Genomic DNA, 21383 nt, shown 5'->3' on the forward strand with positions numbered 1-21383 from the left:
CGTTTGGAACTGATTTCGCCCATTCACTCCGTTCGAGTGGAAGCGAACGATCGATCAATACACCACACACCATCTAAAGGCCTTTGCTGGTTGCCGTGACCAGCCTGGGAAAGCTATTGCCTTTCAAAACCATCGGAATACCTCTAGTGCCCTATCCAGGAATAAACCAGTTCAACTTTAACTCCTTTCCAACGATGAAAAAAGTACCTTTACTCTGTGTATTGCTTTTTATCTCGTGCCTCTCGAGTCCGCTCTGGGCTCAAACCCGGATTATAAAAGGCATCGTTACCTCCGGTGAAGACAGTTCTCCGCTTCCCGGCGTCAACGTGGTGCTCAAAGGAACCACCACCGGGGTTTCGACCAACCCCGAAGGAGCCTATTCCTTCGCCATTCCGACCAATCTGGACAAAGATGCCGCGCTGGTTTTCTCGTTCATCGGCATGGTTACGCAGGAGGTTCCGATTGGCAATCAGAGCCTCATTTCAGTCGCCCTCAAACACGAAGCGCTTTCCCTCAGCGAGGTAGTGGTCAGCGCGTTAGGCTTTAAAGAAAACGCCGATAAGCTCGGGGCTACGGCGGCTAAAATCGATGCAAAAGACATCGTCCGTTCCGGCGAAACCGGGGTGATCAACAGCATGGCCGGCAAAGCCGCCGGGGTGCAGGTGACCCGCTCCGCCGGTGATCCGGGTGCGGGTTCCTACATCCAGATTCGGGGGCAGAACACCATTACCGGCTCCACCCAGCCGCTGGTTATTGTCGATGGAATCCCGGTCAGCAACTCTACCCTCGGCGACGGCGTGGCCGGTGTTTCCCAGCAATCCCGTCTGAACGACATCAACCCCGACGACATTGCCTCCATGCAGGTTCTGAAGGGCGCGTCTGCCGCGGCACTCTGGGGGTCGCGGGCGGCAAACGGCGTGATTGTGATTACGACCAAAAAAGGAGCCAACAGCGACAAGGTCAACGTCTCGCTCAGTTCGACGGTTTCGTTCGACGAGCCGAACCGCCTGCACCCGATGCAGAGCACGTATGGACAGGGCGCGGGTGGCGTCTACAGCCCGACGGGATCGTTTACCTGGGGCGACCGGATTGCCGACCGGTCGGGAACTGCCGACGAACTGAATATGACCGGCCAACGGTTTGAAGCGGAAAATGGCGTGACGTATTATCCGATTCTCAAGAAAAACTCGAAGGAAACGTTCAACGACATCCGCAGAGATCAGGTGTTCCGGACGGGAACCTACCTCGATAACAACGTGAACATCAGCGGAGGAAACGACAAAGGAAATTTCTATCTGAGCATCGGCGATCTGCGTCAGAAAGGCATTCTAAACGGGCAAAGTGACTACAAGCGGACGTCGGTTCGGTTCAATACCGAACGGCGGTTCAACGACGTCATCAAAGCCACCACCAACGCTACCTACGCCCGAACGACCTCCAACCGGGTGCAGCGCAGCAACAGCGTCGCCGGCCTGTACATCGGCATGCTCCGGACTCCGCCCGATTACGATAACCGGGGCTACAAGGGGAATTATTACGCGTCGCCAACGGCCAGCCCGATTCCGAACCGGCAACGCTCCTTCCGAAACTACCTCGGCGCGTCGGCCAACCCCGTTTACAACGATCCGTTGTGGGCCATCAACGAAATGACCAATATCACGGAAGTAGACCGGTTTATTCTGAGTTCCGAACTCCTGATTACGCCGGCCAAATGGTTCGACATCACCGCCCGGGGCGGTCTGGATAGTTACACGGATTTGCGGATCACCAATTCGCCGGTGTCTTCCGCCGTAAACAGCGGTTTGGGGAGTTTCGAGGAACAGATGCTCAAGGAAACCGAGATGAACCTGGATGTGATTGGTCGGGTTTTCAAGGATTTTGGCAAGGACATTACCAGCACGCTGATCGTCGGTTTCAACATCAACGACCGGAAATACCTGAGCCTGGGCGGAACACTGAACACCTTCATCATTCCCGATGCTCCCCCAAACTTTAGCAATGCCCTGGCAACCAACCGGGTTCCGTACAACACTTCGACCCACCGCCGGACCGCCCGGCTGTATTCATCCCTGAACCTGGGTTTTTACGACCAGGTGTTTCTGAACATGTCGTTGGCTGGTGAAGCCGGTTCTACGTTCGGAAGCGAGTCGCAATCGACCTTCTATTATCCCTCCGCCGATATCGCCTGGCAGTTTACCAAGCTGCCGCTGCTGGCGGGTAACAACGTCCTGTCGTTCGGTAAACTGCGGGCATCCTACGGAACGGTGGGGGTTCAGCCGGATGCCTACCGGAACACTACGACGTTTGTGAATGCCTCCTTCGGGAGCTGGGGCGGTCCCGTCAGCGGCACCGGCTACGGCAATGGCGCCTTTGTCCGCAGCAACCGGCAGGGCGACCCCAACCTGCGTCCCGAACGGAAAACCGAGTGGGAACTGGGCACCGACCTGCGCTTTCTGAACGACAAACTTTCCGTCGGGTTTACGTATTACCAGAACAAGATTGTCGACCTGCTGCTGGATGTGGCCGCGGCCGGTTCCACCGGTTTTACGCAGAAATACACCAACGCCGGGAGCATGCAGAACAAGGGTCTGGAACTGGAACTGAACTACAACATCCTGAACCGCAACGCGTTTAGCTGGAATATCTTTGCCAACTGGAGCCGCAACATCAACGAAGTGATTGACCTGGCCGGCACCGACAACATCACCCTGGGCGGTTTCAGCAGTACCTCCAGTACGGTAGCCAAAGTGGGTTATGCAATGTCGTCGCTGTATGGCGGGGTGTATCAACGGACAGAAAACGGCTCGCTGGCCCTCAATGCCAACGGTTTTCCGCAGATCGCGCCGTCGTTCGGCGTTCTCGGCAATCCCAACCCCGACTGGCGCGGAGGATTTGGTACCAACCTGGCCTACAAAGGCGTTTCCCTGAATGTGCTTTTCGAAACTTCCCAGGGTGGTGATTTCTACAATGGAACGCGCGGGGTGATGTACCATTTCGGCACCCACGCAGATGTGGGAACGGATGTAACGCTGACGCAGGATCTGAAAAATTATTCGGGGAAAGTGGTAGCCGCCGGAACAACGGTTCGGGGGAAAATTCAGGATTTTGGAGCCGGGCCGGTTTTGCTCGATGAAGCCTACTACACCTCCATTGGCGGTGGTTTCAGCACGCTGGTCGAGCAGTTCATCAGCGACGGTAGCTGGACGCGGCTGCGGGAAGTTTCACTGGGCTACTCGCTCCATTCGGCCAAATTCCGGCAGAAAACCCGGCTGCAATCCATCGACTTTACGGTCACGGGCCGCAACCCGGTTTTGTGGACAAAGGTGGTGGGAATCGACCCCGAAACCGGCCTGAACGGAACGGGCAACTCGCGGGGGCAGGACTACTTCAACAGCCCCAACACGCGTTCGCTGCTGTTCAGCGTGAAAATCAATTACTGATCGTCCGTGATTTCCTTACGCAGTTTTCCCTTTTCATTCATCTCAACCCGGAAGAAAATGAAGCGAATTTATAAACCGGTTTCCGTTTTTGCCTTTCTGTTCAGCCTCCAGTTCGTCTCCTGCAAATCGATTGTCGACGGGCTGAACGTCGACCCCAACAACCCGACCAGCGCGCCCGCCACGCTGGTATTCACCGGTGCCCAACTGGGTAACATTGCCACCCAAGAAGGCATGGCCAGCCGCCTGACCACCATCTGGAGCGGCTACACCACCGGTGCCGACCGCCAGTGGCGGGATTACTTCAACTACAACGTAACCGCCGGGGTCTACGATTCCGACTGGAACCTCGTCTTTCAGGCCACCAATGCCAACGCCCTCATTGCCATTGAGAAAGCCGCCGAACTAGGCAACCGGAAAATGATCGGGATTGCCAAGATTCTGCGCGCCAACGCCCTGGCAACGGGCACCGAACTGTGGGGGGACATTCCGTTCGACGAAGCCGGCGACATTGTCAAATTTCCCAACCCCAGATTCCAGCCTCAGGCCGAGGTCTACACCAAGCTGATTGCGCTGGTCGACGAAGCCATTGCCGACCTGGATGCCGGAATCGGAACCGTGGGGGCCGAGGACGTTCACTTTGGCGGAGACGCCACCAAATGGAAGCAGGTCGCCTTTACGCTCAAAGCCCGGCTGCTCACGGATACGAAGCAATACGATGCGGCCTACACGGCAGCCCTGAGCGGCATCAGCGCCTTTGCCAACTCGCTGTATGCTCCCCACGGAACCACGACGAGCGTGAACGAAAACCACTATTTTTCCTTTCTGACCAACCAGCGTCTCGGGGATATTTACGCCGTCGGTGCCTACAATGTGAGCCTCATGAATCCGACCAGTGCCGCTTACCGGGGCAATGCCAAAACCGTTGAAACCGCCCGGTTCCGGTTTTATTACCTGGAAAACGGCGTCAACACCCCCGGACGGATCGAACCCAACACATCCAGCACGGCAACCGCCAGCGGTTTTTTTGCCCGGAGTGCCAGCTTTCCGATGATTACGTTCCAGGAAAACAGTCTGACGCTGGCCGAGATGGCGCTGCGTTCCGGGAAAGGCTTTGCGGTAGCCCTCGATCACCTGAACAAATACCGGGCTTTTCTGAACACGGGCGGCTACATCAACTCCACCTACCTAACGGCCGGAACCTACAAATACGAACCGTATGTGGCGGCTGATTTTGCCGCCGGTGGCCTTGAAAACGCTGACGGCATTTCGGCCGACAACGCCCTGCTCCGGGAGATATTGCAGGAACGTTACGTCTCGTTTTACGGTCAGCACATCGGCTGGAACGACGAACGCCGGACCCGCAGCGAAGCGTATGGCATCAAGCTGACGCCCAATAACGGCACCCAGCTACCGGGGCGGTTTATCTATTCGCAGAACGAACTGAACTCGAACCCCAACAGCCCGAATCCGGTTCCGGGCACGTTCGATGCCCTATCCATTTATAAATAATCGACCCTCCTTTTTTATCCTATCCTTACGAAAATGAATAAACCAATTCTAACACTCGCTTTCGCCGTTCTGCTGAGTGTTCCGGCCGTTCTGGCCCAACCGGTTCCGACAGCGGCCCTGAAACAGATGAAAGCCCGCAGCGTGGGACCCGCCGTGATGGGTGGGCGAATCACGGCCATCGATGCCCACGTCAGCAATCCCGATCTGATTTATGTCGGCGCGGCTTCCGGGGGCGTCTGGAAAAGCGAAAATGCCGGGGGCACCTGGACCCCGGTTTTTGACGACCAGCCCACCCTGAACATCGGCTCCGTAGCCATTCAGCAAAGTAATCCCAACGTGGTGTGGGTCGGCACGGGCGAAGGCAACCCCCGCAATTCCGTCAACATGGGGGGCGGTATTTTCAAAAGCATCGACGGGGGGCTGACCTGGAAAGCGATGGGACTGGAAAAAACCATCAACATCCACCGGATCATCATCGACCCCATGAACCCGGACGTCGTGTATGCGGGCGTCATCGGTTTTCCGTTTGGCGAACATCCGGAGCGCGGGGTGTTTAAAACTACCAATGGTGGTCAGACCTGGGAAAAGATTCTGTATACGAACGAAAAATCCGGCGTGGCCGAAATGGTGATGGACCCCGCCAACCCGAGCAAACTGGTGGTCGCCATGTGGCAACACCGCCGAACGCCCTGGGATTTTACGTCCGGCGGCCCCGGTTCGGGTTTGTACATTACGTACGACGGCGGCAAAACCTGGAAGAAAAAAGGCGAAGCCGACGGACTGCCCAAAGGCGATTTCGGTCGGCTGGGCCTGGCCATCAGCCGGAGTTCGCCGAACAAAATCTACGCACTGGTTGAAGCCAAAAAGAACGGTCTGTACCGCTCCGACGATGGCGGTGAAAAGTGGACACTGGTGACCGACGATCCCGCCGTTGCCACGGATCGCCCGTTCTACTACAACGAGATTTACGTGGACCCGAAGGTGGAAACCCGGCTTTACAAACTCAGCGCACCGCTCTCGGTCAGCGAAGACGGCGGCAAATCGTTCAAACCGCTGGCTACGCCCGATCAGGTCCACTCCGATCACCACGCGTTCTGGATTCATCCCGAAAACCCCAACCTGATCATCGAAGGCAACGACGGTGGTCTGGCAATCAGCCGCGACCACGGCAAATCCTGGACGAATCCTGAAGCCATTCCGGTGGGTCAGTTTTATCATGTTAACGTCGACAACGAAATTCCGTACAACATTTACGGCGGTTTGCAGGACAACGGTTCCTGGACCGGACCGGCCTACACGTTTCATACGGGTGGTATTCGAAACAGCCACTGGCAGGCACTGATTCTGGCGGACGGGTTCGACGTCATTCCCGACCCCAAAGATTCCCGGTACGGCTACGCCATGTCGCAGGGCGGCAACATCGTTCGCTACGACAAAGTAACCGGTGGTGCCGCCTTCGTGAAACCGATCATTGGCGATATGAACACGCGGTTGCGGTTTAACTGGAATACCGGTTTTGCGCTGGACCCGTTCGACAAAAAGACGATTTATGCAGGGAGCCAGTTTCTGCACAAGTCGACCGATAAAGGCATGACCTGGGAAACCGTTTCGCCCGACCTGACGCTCAACGATCCGGCGCACCAGAAGCAGGACGACAGCGGTGGGTTAACCATCGATGCCACCCAGGCCGAAAACCACAACACAGTGTTGACCATCGCGCCCAGCACCCTCCAGCAGGGCGTGATCTGGGTGGGAACCGATGATGGCAACGTGCAACTGACCCGCGACGGCGGCAAGACCTGGACCAACCTCAGCAGCCGGATTCCCGGTTTGCCCAAAGAAGCCTGGATTCCGCAGATTACGGCTTCGCGCCACAAAGCCGGGGAAGCGTTTGTGGTCGCCAACCTCTACCGCATGGGCAGCGACCTGGCTCCCTATATTTACCGGACCACGGACTTCGGCCAGACCTGGACCCGCATCATGAGCGAGAAAGAGGCCAAAGGGTATGCCCTCTGTTTTTTGCAGGACCCGACCGAGCCCCGGCTGATGTTTGCCGGAACGGAACACGGGTTGTGGGTCAGCATCGACGAGGGAAAAACCTGGGCGCAGTGGGACAACGGGATGCCCGCAGCCACGCCAACGATGGATCTGGCGATTCAGGAACGGGAAGCCGATCTGGTGATCGGAACGTTCGGGCGTTCGCTGTATGTGCTCGACAACATTCGTCCCCTGCGAAAACTGGCCGCCACGGGAGGAAAAATACTGGAACAACCGCTGGTTGCGTTTGAACCTTCACCGGCCTATCAGGCGACCTACCGGGGTCCGCAGGGCTACGGAAAAGATGCCGAAGACCTGTATCAGGCCACGAACCGCCCCGCCGGAGCGATGCTGGATCTGTACCTGAAACCCAAAACCGCCATCGCCAAAGTTGCGGAGCCGGTGGAAACGGCGAAAAAGTCTAAAAAACCGGCGGCTGTGACCGTTCAGACGACGGTACCTGCTCCGGTTCTGGCCAGCGCTCCGAAAGCCGACTCGATCGTGGTAAACTTCTACAACGAAGCCAACAAGCTGGTTCGGACGATCAAACAGGCACCGGACACGACGCTGGGCCTGCAACGCATCGGCTGGAATCTGACCGAAACCGCCGTCAACATGCCGAGTATGCCGGGACCCCGGCGAGGGGGCGGAGCATCGGGCGGCAGTCCGGCATTGCCGGGTCGCTACAAGGTGGTTTTTGCGTATGCGGGGGCTAAAGACTCAACGCTCCTGACCATCAATCCCGACCCGCGTGTGACCTACAACAAGGAAGCTGCACTGGCCCGGCAGGGGTTGCAAAACCGGCTGAACAAAACGATTGCACAGTTGACGGAAATCACCAACCGGATTCAGGAAGCGACCGACGCAACCGAAGCCGTGAAGTCGCGACTGAAACAAAAGAAAGGCAAGGAATTTGACGAACTGCGCAAAGCGACGCTCTCGATTCAGGATTCGCTGAAAACCGCCCGGGAAGGCATTGTGGGCAAACGAAGCGACCGGCAGGGCTTCGGTCGGGTGTATATGGTAACCCCGGTTTTGAAGATTCAGGAAGCGAGTTCGTACATCAGCCGCCGAACCGATCCACCAACGAAAACGGAAACCCTGCTGGTGGATCAGGCCGAGCTGCTCAGCAACGAGACCATTACGAAAGTGAACGCGTTCTTCAGCAAGCAGTGGGCCGACTACTACAAAAAAGTGCAGGCAACACCCCTGGAGTTCATCAAGGAATACCCGCCCATCGCCGGTACGCCCGAGTAAAAAACCGTACGGTATCCAGACCACGCCCCCGATGAACCCGCTTCGTCGGGGGACTTTTTTTAGCATCGAGCCTCTTTTCTTCCGGTTGTATCCGTAATTTTAACCCCTGGCCGCTTGCTACGCCCCAGTTTATACAACCCGGCACATGGATATTTTTAACCACGTTTTTGACCCTTCTACGGGCGCTCCGGCCCAGTGGGCCTATCAGGATTTTGAAGAGTGTACGTTCCAAAATCTCACCCTTTCCAAAGCCATTCTTTCTCATGCCAATCTGGTCAACTGCCGGTTTGAAAACTGCACACTGGATGCGGCCGTGCTGAAAGACACCAAGCTCAACGAGGTCCGGTTTGTGCAATGCAAACTCATCGGCGTTAACTTTGAGCATTGCAATCCGTTTGCTTTCGCGGTAGGTTTTCAGGAATGTAACCTCGATCAGACCTACTTTTTCAACCGCAACCTGAAAAAAACGAAGTTTGTAACCTGTGGATTGAAAGGGGCCAGTTTTATCAATTGCGAATTAAACGGGGCGGTTTTCAAAGACTGCAACCTGGAGTCGGCGGTGTTTGTCAACAACACGCTGACGCAGGTCGATTTTTCGACTTCCTATAATCTGGTTCTGGACCCGGAGCAGAACAAGCTGAAAAAAGCGAAGTTTTCGCTCCACAGCCTGCCGGGTTTGCTGACAAAATATGATCTGGTCATTACGTAAGCAGCCGGTCCAATTTCGATCAAGCAGAAACCACGATGCTGTCTTTTCGACACGAACTCTTTATGGAAGTGGCCCGGCTGCTGAGCTTCACCAAAGCCAGCCAGACGTTGTTCATCAGCCAATCGGCCCTGAGCAAACACGTCAAGGCGCTGGAGTTCTTTTATAAAATTGCCCTCTTCGAGCGGCACGGCAACACCATCAGTCTGACCCGCGCGGGCCAGATTCTGTACGATAAACTATTGGAAGCGGGGGCCTTGCAAAACGAACTGCACCAGGAACTCCAGCTTGTCAACGAAAATTTCCAGCCGCCCACCACGCTCGCCATCGGCGCCAGCACCACCATCACCCTGTATGTATTGCCCCCGGTTTTGTCGGCGTATCTGCGGAAACACCCTGCGATTCAGATCAATGTCCTGAACCGCAATTCGGATAACATCCAGAAAGCCTTGCTCGATCACGAAATCGACGTTGGCATCGTGGAAAGCCTGACCCGCGTGACCACGCTGACGTACGTTCCCTTCATGACCGATGAGGTGCTGGCGGTTTGCTCCCGAAAAAGTCCGCTGCGCGAACGAACCCTCACCGTTCAGGACCTGCCCGCCATTCCGCTGGCGTTGCGCGAAAGCGGTTCGGGCACGTTGGCCGTGGTGGAAAAAGCGTTGGGCCGGAAAGGAATCCGGCTGTCGGACCTGCGCATTCTGATTCGGCTGGGCGGGACGGAAGCACTGAAAAACTTCGTGCTGGCCGACACCTGCCTGGCCTTCATGCCCAAACGGGCAATTGTCCGGGAACTGGCGGTGGGTGATCTGGTTGAAGTTCCGATCCGCGATCTGACGGTTCAGCGGACATTTCATTTCATCCAAAGGAAAGGTACTGAAAACAACCGGCTGGTAAACGAGTTTATTCGTTTTACGCAACGCCATTATTCCCCGGTGGAATAACCCATCTCAAAACGTCGTTTGCTTCATCCGGGACCGGCTTTCAACTTGCAGAAAAGTTAGCCCATCATGCAAACCGTCACCACTTCATCGCTTCTCCATCACCTGCAGTGTTCGAACTGCGGCCATTCCTTTGATCCGCTACCGGGCCAAACCCTGTCCGTTTGTTGCCAGGCTCCGCTCCTCTGCAGGTATGATCTTGCCGAACACCGCTTTTCGAAAAGGGAATTATCATCCGGGGTCCAATCCCTCTGGCGGTATGAAAAACTGTTGCCGGTTTTTCAGGAACAAAACCGGATTAGTCTGGGCGAAGGGTGGACGCCCCTGTTGCCGCTCCCTCGTCTGGCGTCCGACTACGGCTTACAACATCTGACGCTGAAAGACGAGGGCCTGAACCCTACGGGTTCGTTCAAAGCGCGGGGGTTGTGTCTCGCCATTTCGAAGGCAAAGGAAAACGGCGAAGAAGCCTGCATCATTCCGACGGCGGGCAATGCGGGTGTTGCGATGGCGGCCTACTGTGCCCGGGCGGGGCTGGAAGCAGTGGTGGTGATGCCGCGCCACACACCCGACGCGTTCAAGGAAGAGTGTCTGGCCTATCACGCGCGGCTGATTCTGGTCGATGGACTGATCAACGACTGTGCCGCTAAAGTGCAGGAATTGAACCAGAAAGGCGGTTATTTCGACGTTTCGACCCTAAAAGAACCGTATCGGCTGGAAGGAAAAAAAACGATGGGCTATGAAATTGCCGAGCAGTTGACCTGGCAATTGCCGGACGTCATCCTGTATCCGACGGGCGGAGGAACCGGTCTGATCGGAATCTGGAAGGCTTTTCACGAAATGAAGGCGCTGGGCTGGCTCTCCGAACACCAGCGGTTTCCGCGGATGGTAGCGGTTCAGGCCGCAAACTGCCGCCCGGTTGTCGATACGTTTCATGGAAAACAGGCGAATAGCAAACAGTACGTCGGGAAACCGACCCTGGCAAACGGCCTGGCCGTACCGCGTCCGATTGGCGAGCCACTGATGCTGACGGTTTTACGGGAATCCGGCGGAACGGCCCTGGCGGTTTCGGAGGACGACATGATTGAAGGCGTGAGCGAACTGAGTCGCCGGGAAGGCATTTTTGCGGCTCCCGAAGGTGGAGCACTCTGGGCCGCCACGAAGCAATTGCTTCGGCAAGGCTGGATTCACCCGGAGGAGCAGGTGCTATTGCTGAACACCGGCTCGGGGCAGAAATACCTGGATAATCTGAAAGGGAAATGGCGGTCGTAAAGCGATAGTAATTGGTAAATTTTAAATGTAAAATGAGGAATGCTAAATGTAAAAGTGAAGAGCGCAAAGCTACTTTATCATTTAGCATTCCTCATTTTACATTTAAAATTCTATCCCTTTACTGAAACCGGTATTTTGCAGGCAAATTACCCCGGTTGGCAGAACTATTTTTGAGTCGGCGTGGAGTTCTTCCAATTTTGATGCAAGTTTAAAACCAGACTGTTCGCATCATGAAAAAGCTCCTCTTCCTCGTTTTCCTGCTTTCCCTCCACCCGGTTTTTGGACAGCCCAAAGGACCCATCAAAGACAAGGCTTACCGGCAGGCCATCCAGCGGGCTGAACACTTTGTCGATTCCCTGCGAAAACGGCAGGACATTCCGGGCCTCTCGGTGGCAGTTGGCACGGGCGACAAAATTCTGTGGGCGGAAGGCTTCGGTTTGGCCGATCTGGAAGCCCGGCTTCCCGTGACGATCGACACGAAATTCCGCATGGGTTCGGTCTCCAAATCAATGACGTCACTGGCCGTCGGAAAACTGGTGGAGGCTGGAAAACTGGATCTCGACGCGCCGGTTCAGCAGTATGTGCCGACTTTCCCGGCCAAAAAATACCCGTTTACCAGCCGACACCTGGCAACGCACACCGCCGGCATCCGGCATTACCGGAACAGCGACCCGCTGGCGTGTCCGAAACGGTATGCCACGGTGCGGGAAGGCTTGTCGATCTTTGATCAGGATAGTCTTTTGTTCAAACCGGGTACGGCCTATAACTACTCGACCTACGGCTATTCGCTGCTGAGTGCGGTGATCGAAGGCGCGAGTCAGACGGATTATTTGTCGTACATGCAGACGGCGGTTTTCAACCCGCTGGCGATGACCAACACCGGTGCCGATTACAGCGACAGCATTGTGACCAACCGGGTGCGGTTTTACGAACACCGGAACAAGAAGCTGGTTCATGCTACGGCCGTAGACAACAGTTACAAATGGGCTGGTGGCGGCCTTCTGTCGACGCCCGTCGATCTGGTGAAACTGGGCGCAGGACTGATCCGGAATACTTCACTTAGGAAAGAAACGGTGACCTTGCTCTTTGCCCCGCAACACCTGTCCGATGGCAAAAACACGCAGTACGGTTTGGGCTGGCGCAATGGCACCGACCGACAGAACCGGAAGCTGATTCACCACGGCGGACTGATCGACGGGGGCCGGACGTTTCTGCTGTTGTATCTGGAAAACGATCTGATTATCGCCATTACCGCCAACATGAGTGGTGTTAGCATCAATCTGCCCGAAGCCGAAGCCATTGCGGGGTATTTTTTCGCCACGAAACGATGAGAAAATCGACGGTTATTCTCCTGCACGTGGGCTACTGGCTCCTCTATGCGCTGGTGGTTTCGTTGCTTTTTGCACTATCCAACGAGACGCCCGAATTGGCTTTCAGGGATTGGGAGGACTGGCTGACCATCCTGTCGATTTCGCTGCTAACCGGATTGATCAGTTTCTACGCGTTTTATTCGTGGCTGGTTCCTCGTTATCTGACGACCCAGAAGATACAGAAATTCATCCGTTGGGGGCTGGTGGTTACGATTGCCATTACCGGGGGAATTATAGCGTTGATTGCGGTGGCCCTTTCGGTTCTGCTTTCGGTGGTCTTTGAAAATTTTTTCCTCATCAGGCTCTCCGTGAACGATCTGCAAATCCTGTTTATCATCCTCTCGTTAATTGCTCTGGTCAACGGCATTTTGGGTACAACCATCCGGGGTTTCATTACCTGGTATGCCGATATTCATGTGAAAGAAACGCTGGCAAACAAGACGTTGCGAACCGAACTGGCTTTACTGAAAGCCCAGATCAATCCCCATTTTCTGTTCAATACCCTGAATAACATCGACATCCTGATCGAACACGACGCGCCGAGGGCGTCGTTGTACCTCAATAAACTTTCTGACCTGCTGCGGTTTGTGTTGTATGAAACCCAGGCCGATTTGATTCCGTTGACGCAGGAACTGGACTACATCCGAAAGTACATCGACTTGCAGAAAATCCGAACCACCAATGAACGCTTTGTGAAACTACAAATCGACGGTCCAACCGATGATGTGCTCATTGCGCCGATGCTTTTTGTGCCGTACCTTGAAAACGCGTTCAAGTATGCGACCAACAAGAAAGTCAGCGACGCGATCCGCATTCAGATTTCGATTGACGAACAGCAGATCCGGTTCCAGTGCGTCAACGTCGTCGACCCCGGCAAAACCGGGTTAAATACGCCCGGCGGTTTGGGCAATGACCTGATTCGGCAGCGGCTAACGCTGCTGTACCAGGACCACTATACGTTGACGATTCAGGCGACGGAAAATGAATACCGCGTTACCCTGTTGTTACCCGTAAAAGCGCATGAACTGTCTGCTCATTGAAGATGAACCCCTGGCGATGCTGCGGCTCAGGGAGTACGTGCAACGGGTGCCATTTCTGACGTTGCGGTATGCCGTCGACAATGGGCTGGAAGCCATTCCGATCCTGCAACGGGAACCCATCGATCTGGTCTTTCTGGATATTGAAATGGACGGTTTTTCGGGAATCCAGTTGCTGGAAGCCCTTCCCAAACGCCCCGCCGTGATCCTGACCACGGCTTTCGATCAGTACGCACTCAAAGCCTTTGACTTGCAAGTAGTTGATTATCTGTTAAAACCGTATACCTTCGACCGGTTTTTGCAGGCCGTAACCCGTGCACAGGAGGGATTGAAAACCGCCCCAACCGAAAACCACCCGCCGTTTCTGTTTGTCAAAACCGAATACCGGCTCCAGAAAGTTGCTTTTGATGACATTCTGTATATTGAAGGCATGCGCGACTACCGGCGCATTCACCTGCGTACCGGGAAAATCATGACGCTGGAAACCTTCGGCGATCTGGAGCGACACCTGCCCCGACACCGGTTTTGCCGGGTGCATAAATCCTGGCTCGTTGCCCTCGACAAAATCGAATCCATCGAACGCGACCGCATCACCATTCAGCAGGCCCTCATTCCGGTTTCGGATACCTACCGGGAACGGTTTTATCAGGCAATTGGGCGGGCAGCGGGGTAAACCGGTTTTCGCATCCGGTTTCCCCCCTGCGACTTACCGGCGAATCAGAATCCGTTTGCTGCGAACCTTCGTCCCCTGCCGCAACACCACGATATACGATCCTTTTGCACCCGAGAGATGCACTTTTTGCCGCTGAAAACCGGTGCCTTTCAAACTCTTGCTGTACCACGACCGGCCCAGTTCGTCGACCACCGACAACTCGCTTTCGGTGGTGGTTTCGGTATAAAAACGCACCTCGAACTCACCCTGAGCGGGATTTGGCGTTACGAACAGCCCTTCTTCGCCGACACTTTCATCTTCTGCCGACACCACGCTCAACCGCGCTGCGGGCGCACAGCTCAACGGTTTGGGCGATCCTTTCAGGGTATATGTGCTGTTCTTTACATTGGCCGTGATCTGAAAAGTCTGCCCGGTTTTCACGACATCGGGCGTGGTGAATTGGTAAACGTGGGCGCCATTGCCTTTGCCAGCCGCCAGCAGATCCTGCCGGAACATATCCGCTTTCGCGGTACCGATCGAGAGGCCGTTGGCAAAAAACTCGACGGTCAGCGGCTCGTTGGGCCGGTTGCGATCCCAGACCCACCCCCGAATCGTGCCGCACTCCACTTTATCCAGAAACCCTTCAAAATCGCCGGTTACGGGGGTAGCCGGTTGCTCAACGACCAGCAAAACCGTCGTTGCGGTCGTGTTCACGCCGTCGCTGGCCCCATAACTCAGGCTCCAGGTTCCGGTGGTGGTGGGCGTTCCGCTCAGGGTTCGCGTATCGGCCGCAAAGGCCAGACCGCCGGGCAAACCCGTCAGCGTGTAGGTCAGCGAAGGGGAATCTGGGTCGGTAAAAACCGGCAGGGTGACCGAAAACGCAACGGAAACGGTCGCCAGCAGGGGATCCACGGAAACCGGCGGCAGAGGGGGCTGGTTGACTCTGGGGCAGGTTAGCGATTTAGGCGATTCCTTCAAGGTGTACGTGCTATTCCGCACGATGGCGCTGATCGAAACCGCCTGCCCGGTTTTGGCCTCGTTGGGTGTGGTAAATTGGTAGACGTGATAGCCGTTGCCCTTGCCGGCCGTCAGTAAATCCTGCCGGAAAATGTTGGCATCCGTCGTCCCAATCGGCTGCCCGTTGGCAAAAAACTCGACGGTCAGCGGCTCGTTGGGCCGGTTGCGATCCCAGACCCACCCCCGAATCGTTCCACATTCCACCTTGTCCAGATAGCCTTCAAAATTTCCGGTTACGGGAGACGACGATTGGGCTTCAACGATGAGAGAGACGGTCATGACCGTCGTGTTCGTGCCATCGCTGGCGGCATAGGTCAGGCTGCGGGTTCCGGTGGTAGTGGGCATTCCGCCCAGGGTTCGCGTAGCGGCCTCAAAGCTCAGACCGGCGGGCAAACCCGTCAGCGTGTAGGTCAGCACCGGCGAATCCGGATCGTAGAAGACCGGCAAAATGGTGCTAAAAGGCGCATTGGCCGTCGCAGACAGGGGCGCAACCACGGGGGCGACCGGAGCCTGGGCCTCGGAAGAGAGGGGCACCTTTGCTTCGCAGATCAAGCGCTTCGGCGAATCCCTCAGCACATACGACGTTCCGTGAATCCGGACGCTGATTTGATGCGGTTTGTTGTCTTTCACGGTTTCAGGAACCGCAAAAATGTAGCTGTGGCTACCGTTTCCTTTATTGGCGTCTTTCAAATCCTGCCGATAAATACCGGCAATCGTGGTTCCGATCACCTGCTGCCCGTCCAGAATGTCGACCGAAACCGGCGTGTTGGGTTCGGTTTTATCCCAGGCCCAACCCCGGATAAAACCGCAGTCGATTTGCCCCAGATACCCTTCATAATTGCCCGGAAGCGCATTGGCCGCAAAGACACTGACGGACGTTGAAGCTGAAGACGCGCTTTCGCACCCGGCAGCCTGGCGGCACTTCGCGCTGTAGCCGGCCGTTTCGGTGGGTTTGATCACCACGATCGTACCGGTTTGTCCGGTATTCCACACGACGGTATGGTCACAGCCGCTGGCCGTCAGCACCACCGACTGGCCGCTGGTCACCTCCGTCAGACTGGCCTCAACGGATGGAGCCGCCGGTGGACCCGGGCAACTGTTCGCACCAATCTGGAGGAAGGCGGTATGCGTAAAACCGTTCCCGGTTACGATTTTCAGCCGGTAATAGGCCCGGGAAGCACTGTTCGCATGTGTGAACTGGTAGGGTTCATTCGGGCTGCTACCCGTTACCTGCCCAACATAGCTGAAACTGGTGCCGTTGGTGCTGTGTTCCACCTCGACTTTCTGAACACCTTCGGCCTGGTGAAAAGACCAGCTTAGTTTCTTGCTGTTTCCGACAGTTTCTCCTTGAAAATAAGCCAGTTGAACGCCGGTCATTTCTTCCGGGAAGAGGGCAAAATAGTCATCCAGAAAAGCCACCCGGTTTTCGATCCAGGTGTTCACCTTCGGAAAATCATCCGGTCTGACAGTTCCCGGCCACTTCATGCCTTCACGCGCATACGCGCCTTCGGAAGTCAACAGATTGAAATTACCCGAAATCGTTGTTTTCAGGGCTTGCAGCGACAGCGTCGTTTGTCGTAAAGCAAACCACCTTTTCCGCATTTTACTTTTAAAACCGTTGGGATCGAGGGCTAATAAGCGGTCGAAAAGACCATTGCTATTCATCCGCCGGGTCTCTTCGGATCGGGAGCCCGTGGGCGTATAACCGAAGGTACCATCCAGATCCCAGGGAATTAAAAAGTACGGTTCATTTTCTTTATAACGGGCAACAAACTGGTTATTCCCCCAGTGATCAGTGGCATAAATCAGGTTTAAGAAAATGAAATAATCGATCAGATTATCGACTTTAAATTTTTCAGAAAGCTTCGCCCGGAATTCATTCGCAGGCGACTTCACCGCGTAATTCAAGAGGTCATACAGGTTGTTCCAATAGGGATCCGGATAATCCATTTCAAAGAGATCCCACACCTCCGCATCAGGATGGGTCGGCGGGGCTGGCAGGGTATTAAATGCCGTTGCTTCGGATGCACCGGCGGTTTTATACAACTCTCCTTTTACCTCGCCGTTAGAACCCGTCTTTTTTAATTTAAGCTGTTTTCGATCCAGATCTTCGGCAAGCATATAAATACCGGCGTAGGAATCGTTGATAAAAACATCGCAGTAGTTGGTGCGAATGGCGGAATTGGCATCCGGTTCTTTGTCTATATAATAGAGCTTATGCAGGTTGAGCCAAAGGTTTTGCGATGCCGCATTGTGGAGTCGCAACGGCTCGTTATACATCGCCATCAAGAGCCATTTACTGTCTTCCCGCAGGTTTAACAGCGATTTTTCCAGATCATCATCGCCATTCGGGTCTTTCCAGAGATTGATATTATATTGCTTTTTCGGAAAAAGGCGCGACGCATTTCCTCTGATTCGAATGCCCATTGAAGCAGAAAACAGAGGATCGTTTCCGTTGGTCAGGGTAAAGTTCCCCTTGGTTCGGGCGTCGGTGTTACTAATTGCCTGTTTCCCGACTGTGCTCAGTTTAATAAGCGGTAAATTCGTAAAAAAAAGGGTATATTCGGCAGCCCCATTCTTTATTTTATACGCTTGACCGACCTCAAAAGAAGCCACCGTCTGGGTAAAAGTATAGTCTTTATCAAACCGAATAACCGGCAGCGATTGACCGGCAGGAAATGCCGGTGTCTTGTGACAAATAATCAGCTTCAGACCCGCATCGACCTGGTAACGTTCAGGGGAAATTATAACCGGTTGTGTCTGACCAAAGGAAACCGATATAACAAAAAACAGGAAAACAGCGATAGCCGAAAAAAGACGGGAGAGGACGGAAATGTGCTTCATGGTGTCGGTGGAAGTTACTATTAGGCTGAAATCAGTAACACAAATAACAGGAATTTTTATCAAATTTTATTCCAATTAATTCGCCTTATCAGCCTAATTTTAACCGCATTCTAACTTTTTGGATAGCAAGCGGTCAGCATCAATCGATACAGGAGCCGAGGTCTCCTATTTTTACGTTAAAATCTTCACAGACCGTTCTCTCCCAACGGGCTGGAACCCACCCAAAACCAGCGATAAAATCGCACACTTCAGGTTTATTGAACGAGAACTATGGAATTTTGTCCTTGCCTACCAGTTGTTTAAGTGCCAGCGTCACGTGATGTTTATAGCAAATCGAACCCCTCCGGGGTCAATAATCCTATAGTTCGCGTTTTATTTAGTATTTTCAGACGGTTTTTGTCTTTTGTGAAAAAAGCACGAAGCCCAATACTTTCTCGATTTATGAAACCACTCTTCCGACTAAGTATTGCCCTGGTTGTCCTGCTCACCCTATCTTCCGTAGTGTGGCTTACCGTCCGGGAAGATCGCGTCGATTTCAACACGCAAATCAAACCGCTGCTCAACAAAAATTGCATTGCCTGCCACGGTGGCGTCAAGAAAGCATCGAATTTCAGCCTCCTCTTCGAACGCGAAGCCCTCGCAGCCGCCAAATCCGGCAAACACGCCATCGTTCCCGGAAATGCCAACGCCAGCGAGCTGATTCGACGGCTCACGCTCACCGACCCGGACGAACGCATGCCGCTGGAGGCTCCCCCACTGAAAAAGGAAGAAATTGAGTTGCTCCGCGACTGGATCGATCAGGGCGCCGAATGGGGCAACCACTGGGCGTATCAACCCGTTGAGAAACCGGAAGTACCCGAAATCGGAACGTTCTGGTCGAGGCTGGGACTGGTTGAAAACGACGAGGTAAAGTGGGCGAAAAACGAAATCGATCACTTTGTACTGAATAAGGTTTCGCAGGATAAAGAATTTGCTCCGGTGCTAAAACCGTCGCCCGAAGCCGACCGCGCCACGCTCATCCGCCGGGTGTCGCTCGATCTGACCGGTTTGCCGCCGACGGAACAGGAAGTGACTGACTTTCTGAAGGATACGTCACCAGATGCCTACGAAAAAATGGTGGATCGCACCCTGAGATCTCCGGCTTACGGCGAACGCTGGACCGGCATGTGGCTCGACCTGGCCCGCTATGCTGACACCAAAGGTTACGAGGCCGATCTGGCGCGGCCCATGTGGCGGTATCGCGACTGGCTCATCAAAGCTTTCAACCAAGACAAACCGTTCGACCAGTTTACCATCGAACAACTGGCGGGCGATTTGTTAACAGACCCCAACGGAAAAACCGATAATAACGAATCGTTAATTGATAATCCGTTGATTGCGACCGCCTTTCACCGCAACACGATGACCAACGACGAAGGCGGAACGCAGGATGAAGAGTTTCGCGTGGCTGCGGTTCTGGACCGGGTCAACACGACCTGGGACGTCTGGCAGGGCACTACCTTTGGCTGCGTGCAGTGCCACAGCCACCCCTACGATCCGTTTACGCACGAGGAGTATTACAAATACCTGGCGTTCTTCAACAACACCCGCGACGAGGACGTGCCCAGCGACACACCGACTTTGCGGTTTTACAAGGAAGCCGATTCCGTCAAAGTGCAGGAATTAAACGCCTGGGTCAGTCAACACGCAACGAATCCGCAGCAGGTGAAAACCGCCAATCGGTTCACGCGACTCACCGAACCCAAAGTCAATTCGCACAGTTTCGATCAGTACGTGAAGGCGTCGCTGATGGGTGCGATGTATACCGCCATTCAGGACGGCGGTTCGGCGCGAATCAAAAACATGGACCTGAACGGAAAAAACCGCCTGATTCTGGCGTGGGGGACCAAGGCCGAAAATGCCGTGATGACCATTCGTCAGGACAGCGTAAACGGGCCGGTTTTGACCCAACAGCCGGTTCCGAAAACCGGGAGTCCGTGGCGAGACACCACGCTGGTCTTCGCGCTTCCCAAAGTGTCGGGGCGGCATCACCTGTTCCTGACGCTCAACAGTCCGAAAAACCCGAAAGAATGGGTGATGGTCAAGTGGGTTTCGGTGCAGCCCGCCTTGCCGGGTCAGCCGGAAACCGCCCTGGGCGAGATGGATCACAAACTGACCGAAATTCTGAATGCCAAAGCCGAACTGGTTCCGGTGATGCAAGAGGGCGTTGGCGATCAGGTGCGGGAAACCTTTGTTTTCGAGCGCGGGAACTGGCTGGTAAAGGGCAAGAAAGTGCGTGCCGACGTGCCGAAATCGCTGCCACCGATGCCGGCCGATTTGCCCCGAAACCGCCTGGGATTAGCCCGCTGGATGGTGAGTCGTCAGCACCCGCTGACGGCGCGGGTGGCCGTTAACCGATTCTGGGAGCAGTTGTTCGGAACCGGGATTGTCGAAACCGTTGAGGACATCGGCACGCAGGGCATTCCTCCCTCCCACCGCGAGTTGCTCGACTGGCTGGCCGTGGAGTTCATGGAAACCGATCACTGGAGCGTCAAAAAACTGCTCCGGCGCATCGTTCTTTCCGCCACGTATCGTCAACGTTCCAGCGTTTCGCCCGAAGCGTTGGCGCTGGACCCCTGGAACAAAATGCTGATGCGGGGACCCCGCGTTCGGCTGACGGCGGAGCAGGTGCGCGATCAGGCGCTGGCAACCACCGGGTTACTGAGCAAGAAACAGTTTGGCCCCAGCGTCATGCCCATCCAGCCCGATGGCATCTGGCAATCGCCCTACAGCCCGGAAAGCTGGAAATTGAGTCAGGGCGAAGACCGGTACCGCCGGGCCTTGTATACGTACTGGAAACGGACGGCACCGTATCCGTCGATGATTACCTTCGACAGTCCCAGTCGGGAATTTTGCCAGTTGCGCCGGTTGCGGACTAACACGCCCCTGCAGGCCCTGGTGACGCTCAACGACCCGGTGTATGTGGAAGCCGCCCAGCACCTGGCCGACTGGATGCGGTATCAGGGAAAAACACCGGAACAGCAGATTCAGGCCGGTTTTCAGCGCATCATGCTCCGACCGCTTTCCCCTGCCAAGCTGGCCGTGCTCACCCAGTTATACCGCACGACAAAAACGCATTACCAGCAACAGCCCGAAGAAGCCCGGAAGCTGCTGGCCTGCACCGACGGCACGCCCGAACTGGCGGCTTTGGCAGTTACGGCCAACACGATGCTGAATCTGGATGAGGTGGTGACGAAGGAGTGAGAATAGACGTGAGAGCAAAGACAAGAGAGTAGAGACCGGAAATTAGTGATGTTTCGATGGT

11 protein-coding genes are annotated in these 21383 nt (G+C 55.1%); 10 read left to right on the top strand and 1 reads right to left on the bottom strand.

The window, feature by feature from the left end; translation table 11 throughout:
* Positions 1–194 precede the first annotated feature (194 nt).
* From ACS5NO_RS21410 to ACS5NO_RS21450, 9 genes are all read left to right on the top strand, one after another.
* Positions 195–3440 carry a SusC/RagA family TonB-linked outer membrane protein gene (locus ACS5NO_RS21410; RefSeq protein ID WP_439417033.1) on the top strand — a complete coding sequence of 1082 codons (3246 nt, stop codon included), beginning with the start codon at positions 195–197 and terminating at the stop codon, positions 3438–3440.
* 57 nt (positions 3441–3497) lie between these two features.
* Entirely contained in the window at positions 3498–4949 is a 1452-nt protein-coding gene (locus ACS5NO_RS21415) for a SusD/RagB family nutrient-binding outer membrane lipoprotein (protein ID WP_439417034.1), read from the top strand.
* Between the two features lie 33 nt (positions 4950–4982).
* Positions 4983–8243, top strand: coding sequence for a WD40/YVTN/BNR-like repeat-containing protein (locus tag ACS5NO_RS21420; RefSeq protein WP_439417035.1), 3261 nt, complete (start codon positions 4983–4985; stop codon positions 8241–8243).
* Between the two features lie 145 nt (positions 8244–8388).
* Positions 8389–8952: a pentapeptide repeat-containing protein gene (locus ACS5NO_RS21425; protein WP_439417036.1), complete on the top strand. Its 564-nt coding sequence runs from the start codon at positions 8389–8391 to the stop codon at positions 8950–8952.
* Positions 8953–8987: 35 nt separating this feature from the next.
* A complete protein-coding gene (locus ACS5NO_RS21430) occupies positions 8988–9893 on the top strand; it encodes a LysR substrate-binding domain-containing protein (RefSeq protein ID WP_439417037.1) in 906 nt (301 codons plus the stop codon).
* A gap of 66 nt (positions 9894–9959) precedes the next feature.
* Positions 9960–11159 carry a threonine synthase gene (locus tag ACS5NO_RS21435; protein WP_439417038.1) on the top strand — a complete coding sequence of 400 codons (1200 nt, stop codon included), beginning with the start codon at positions 9960–9962 and terminating at the stop codon, positions 11157–11159.
* 230 nt (positions 11160–11389) lie between these two features.
* Complete coding sequence (locus ACS5NO_RS21440; RefSeq protein ID WP_439417039.1) at positions 11390–12490, top strand: serine hydrolase domain-containing protein; 1101 nt, start codon at positions 11390–11392, stop codon at positions 12488–12490.
* Positions 12487–13569 carry a sensor histidine kinase gene (locus ACS5NO_RS21445; protein WP_439417040.1) on the top strand — a complete coding sequence of 361 codons (1083 nt, stop codon included), beginning with the start codon at positions 12487–12489 and terminating at the stop codon, positions 13567–13569. The genes ACS5NO_RS21440 and ACS5NO_RS21445 overlap by 4 nt, the downstream gene beginning before the upstream one ends.
* A complete protein-coding gene (locus ACS5NO_RS21450) occupies positions 13550–14239 on the top strand; it encodes a LytR/AlgR family response regulator transcription factor (protein WP_439417041.1) in 690 nt (229 codons plus the stop codon). The genes ACS5NO_RS21445 and ACS5NO_RS21450 overlap by 20 nt, the downstream gene beginning before the upstream one ends.
* A 33-nt stretch (positions 14240–14272) precedes the next feature.
* Here the strand turns inward: ACS5NO_RS21450 and ACS5NO_RS21455 are convergent, their stop codons facing one another.
* Positions 14273–18079: a CotH kinase family protein gene (locus ACS5NO_RS21455; RefSeq protein ID WP_439417042.1), complete on the bottom strand. Its 3807-nt coding sequence runs from the start codon at positions 18077–18079 to the stop codon at positions 14273–14275.
* Between the two features lie 441 nt (positions 18080–18520).
* Between ACS5NO_RS21455 and ACS5NO_RS21460 the strand changes: the two genes are divergently transcribed.
* Positions 18521–21322, top strand: coding sequence for a DUF1553 domain-containing protein (locus tag ACS5NO_RS21460; RefSeq protein ID WP_114407291.1), 2802 nt, complete (start codon positions 18521–18523; stop codon positions 21320–21322).
* The last annotated feature ends 61 nt before the right edge of the window (positions 21323–21383 follow it).

The organism is Larkinella fluvii, assembly GCF_051857545.1.
Lineage (GTDB): Bacteria > Bacteroidota > Bacteroidia > Cytophagales > Spirosomataceae > Larkinella.

Coding starts and splice junctions, on each gene's coding strand:
- ACS5NO_RS21410 (WP_439417033.1), top strand. CDS start 195: ATGAAAAAAGTACCTTTACTCTGTGTATTGCTTTTTATCTCGTGCCTC.
- ACS5NO_RS21415 (WP_439417034.1), top strand. CDS start 3,498: ATGAAGCGAATTTATAAACCGGTTTCCGTTTTTGCCTTTCTGTTCAGC.
- ACS5NO_RS21420 (WP_439417035.1), top strand. CDS start 4,983: ATGAATAAACCAATTCTAACACTCGCTTTCGCCGTTCTGCTGAGTGTT.
- ACS5NO_RS21425 (WP_439417036.1), top strand. CDS start 8,389: ATGGATATTTTTAACCACGTTTTTGACCCTTCTACGGGCGCTCCGGCC.
- ACS5NO_RS21430 (WP_439417037.1), top strand. CDS start 8,988: ATGCTGTCTTTTCGACACGAACTCTTTATGGAAGTGGCCCGGCTGCTG.
- ACS5NO_RS21435 (WP_439417038.1), top strand. CDS start 9,960: ATGCAAACCGTCACCACTTCATCGCTTCTCCATCACCTGCAGTGTTCG.
- ACS5NO_RS21440 (WP_439417039.1), top strand. CDS start 11,390: ATGAAAAAGCTCCTCTTCCTCGTTTTCCTGCTTTCCCTCCACCCGGTT.
- ACS5NO_RS21445 (WP_439417040.1), top strand. CDS start 12,487: ATGAGAAAATCGACGGTTATTCTCCTGCACGTGGGCTACTGGCTCCTC.
- ACS5NO_RS21450 (WP_439417041.1), top strand. CDS start 13,550: ATGAACTGTCTGCTCATTGAAGATGAACCCCTGGCGATGCTGCGGCTC.
- ACS5NO_RS21455 (WP_439417042.1), bottom strand. CDS start 18,079: ATGAAGCACATTTCCGTCCTCTCCCGTCTTTTTTCGGCTATCGCTGTT.
- ACS5NO_RS21460 (WP_114407291.1), top strand. CDS start 18,521: ATGAAACCACTCTTCCGACTAAGTATTGCCCTGGTTGTCCTGCTCACC.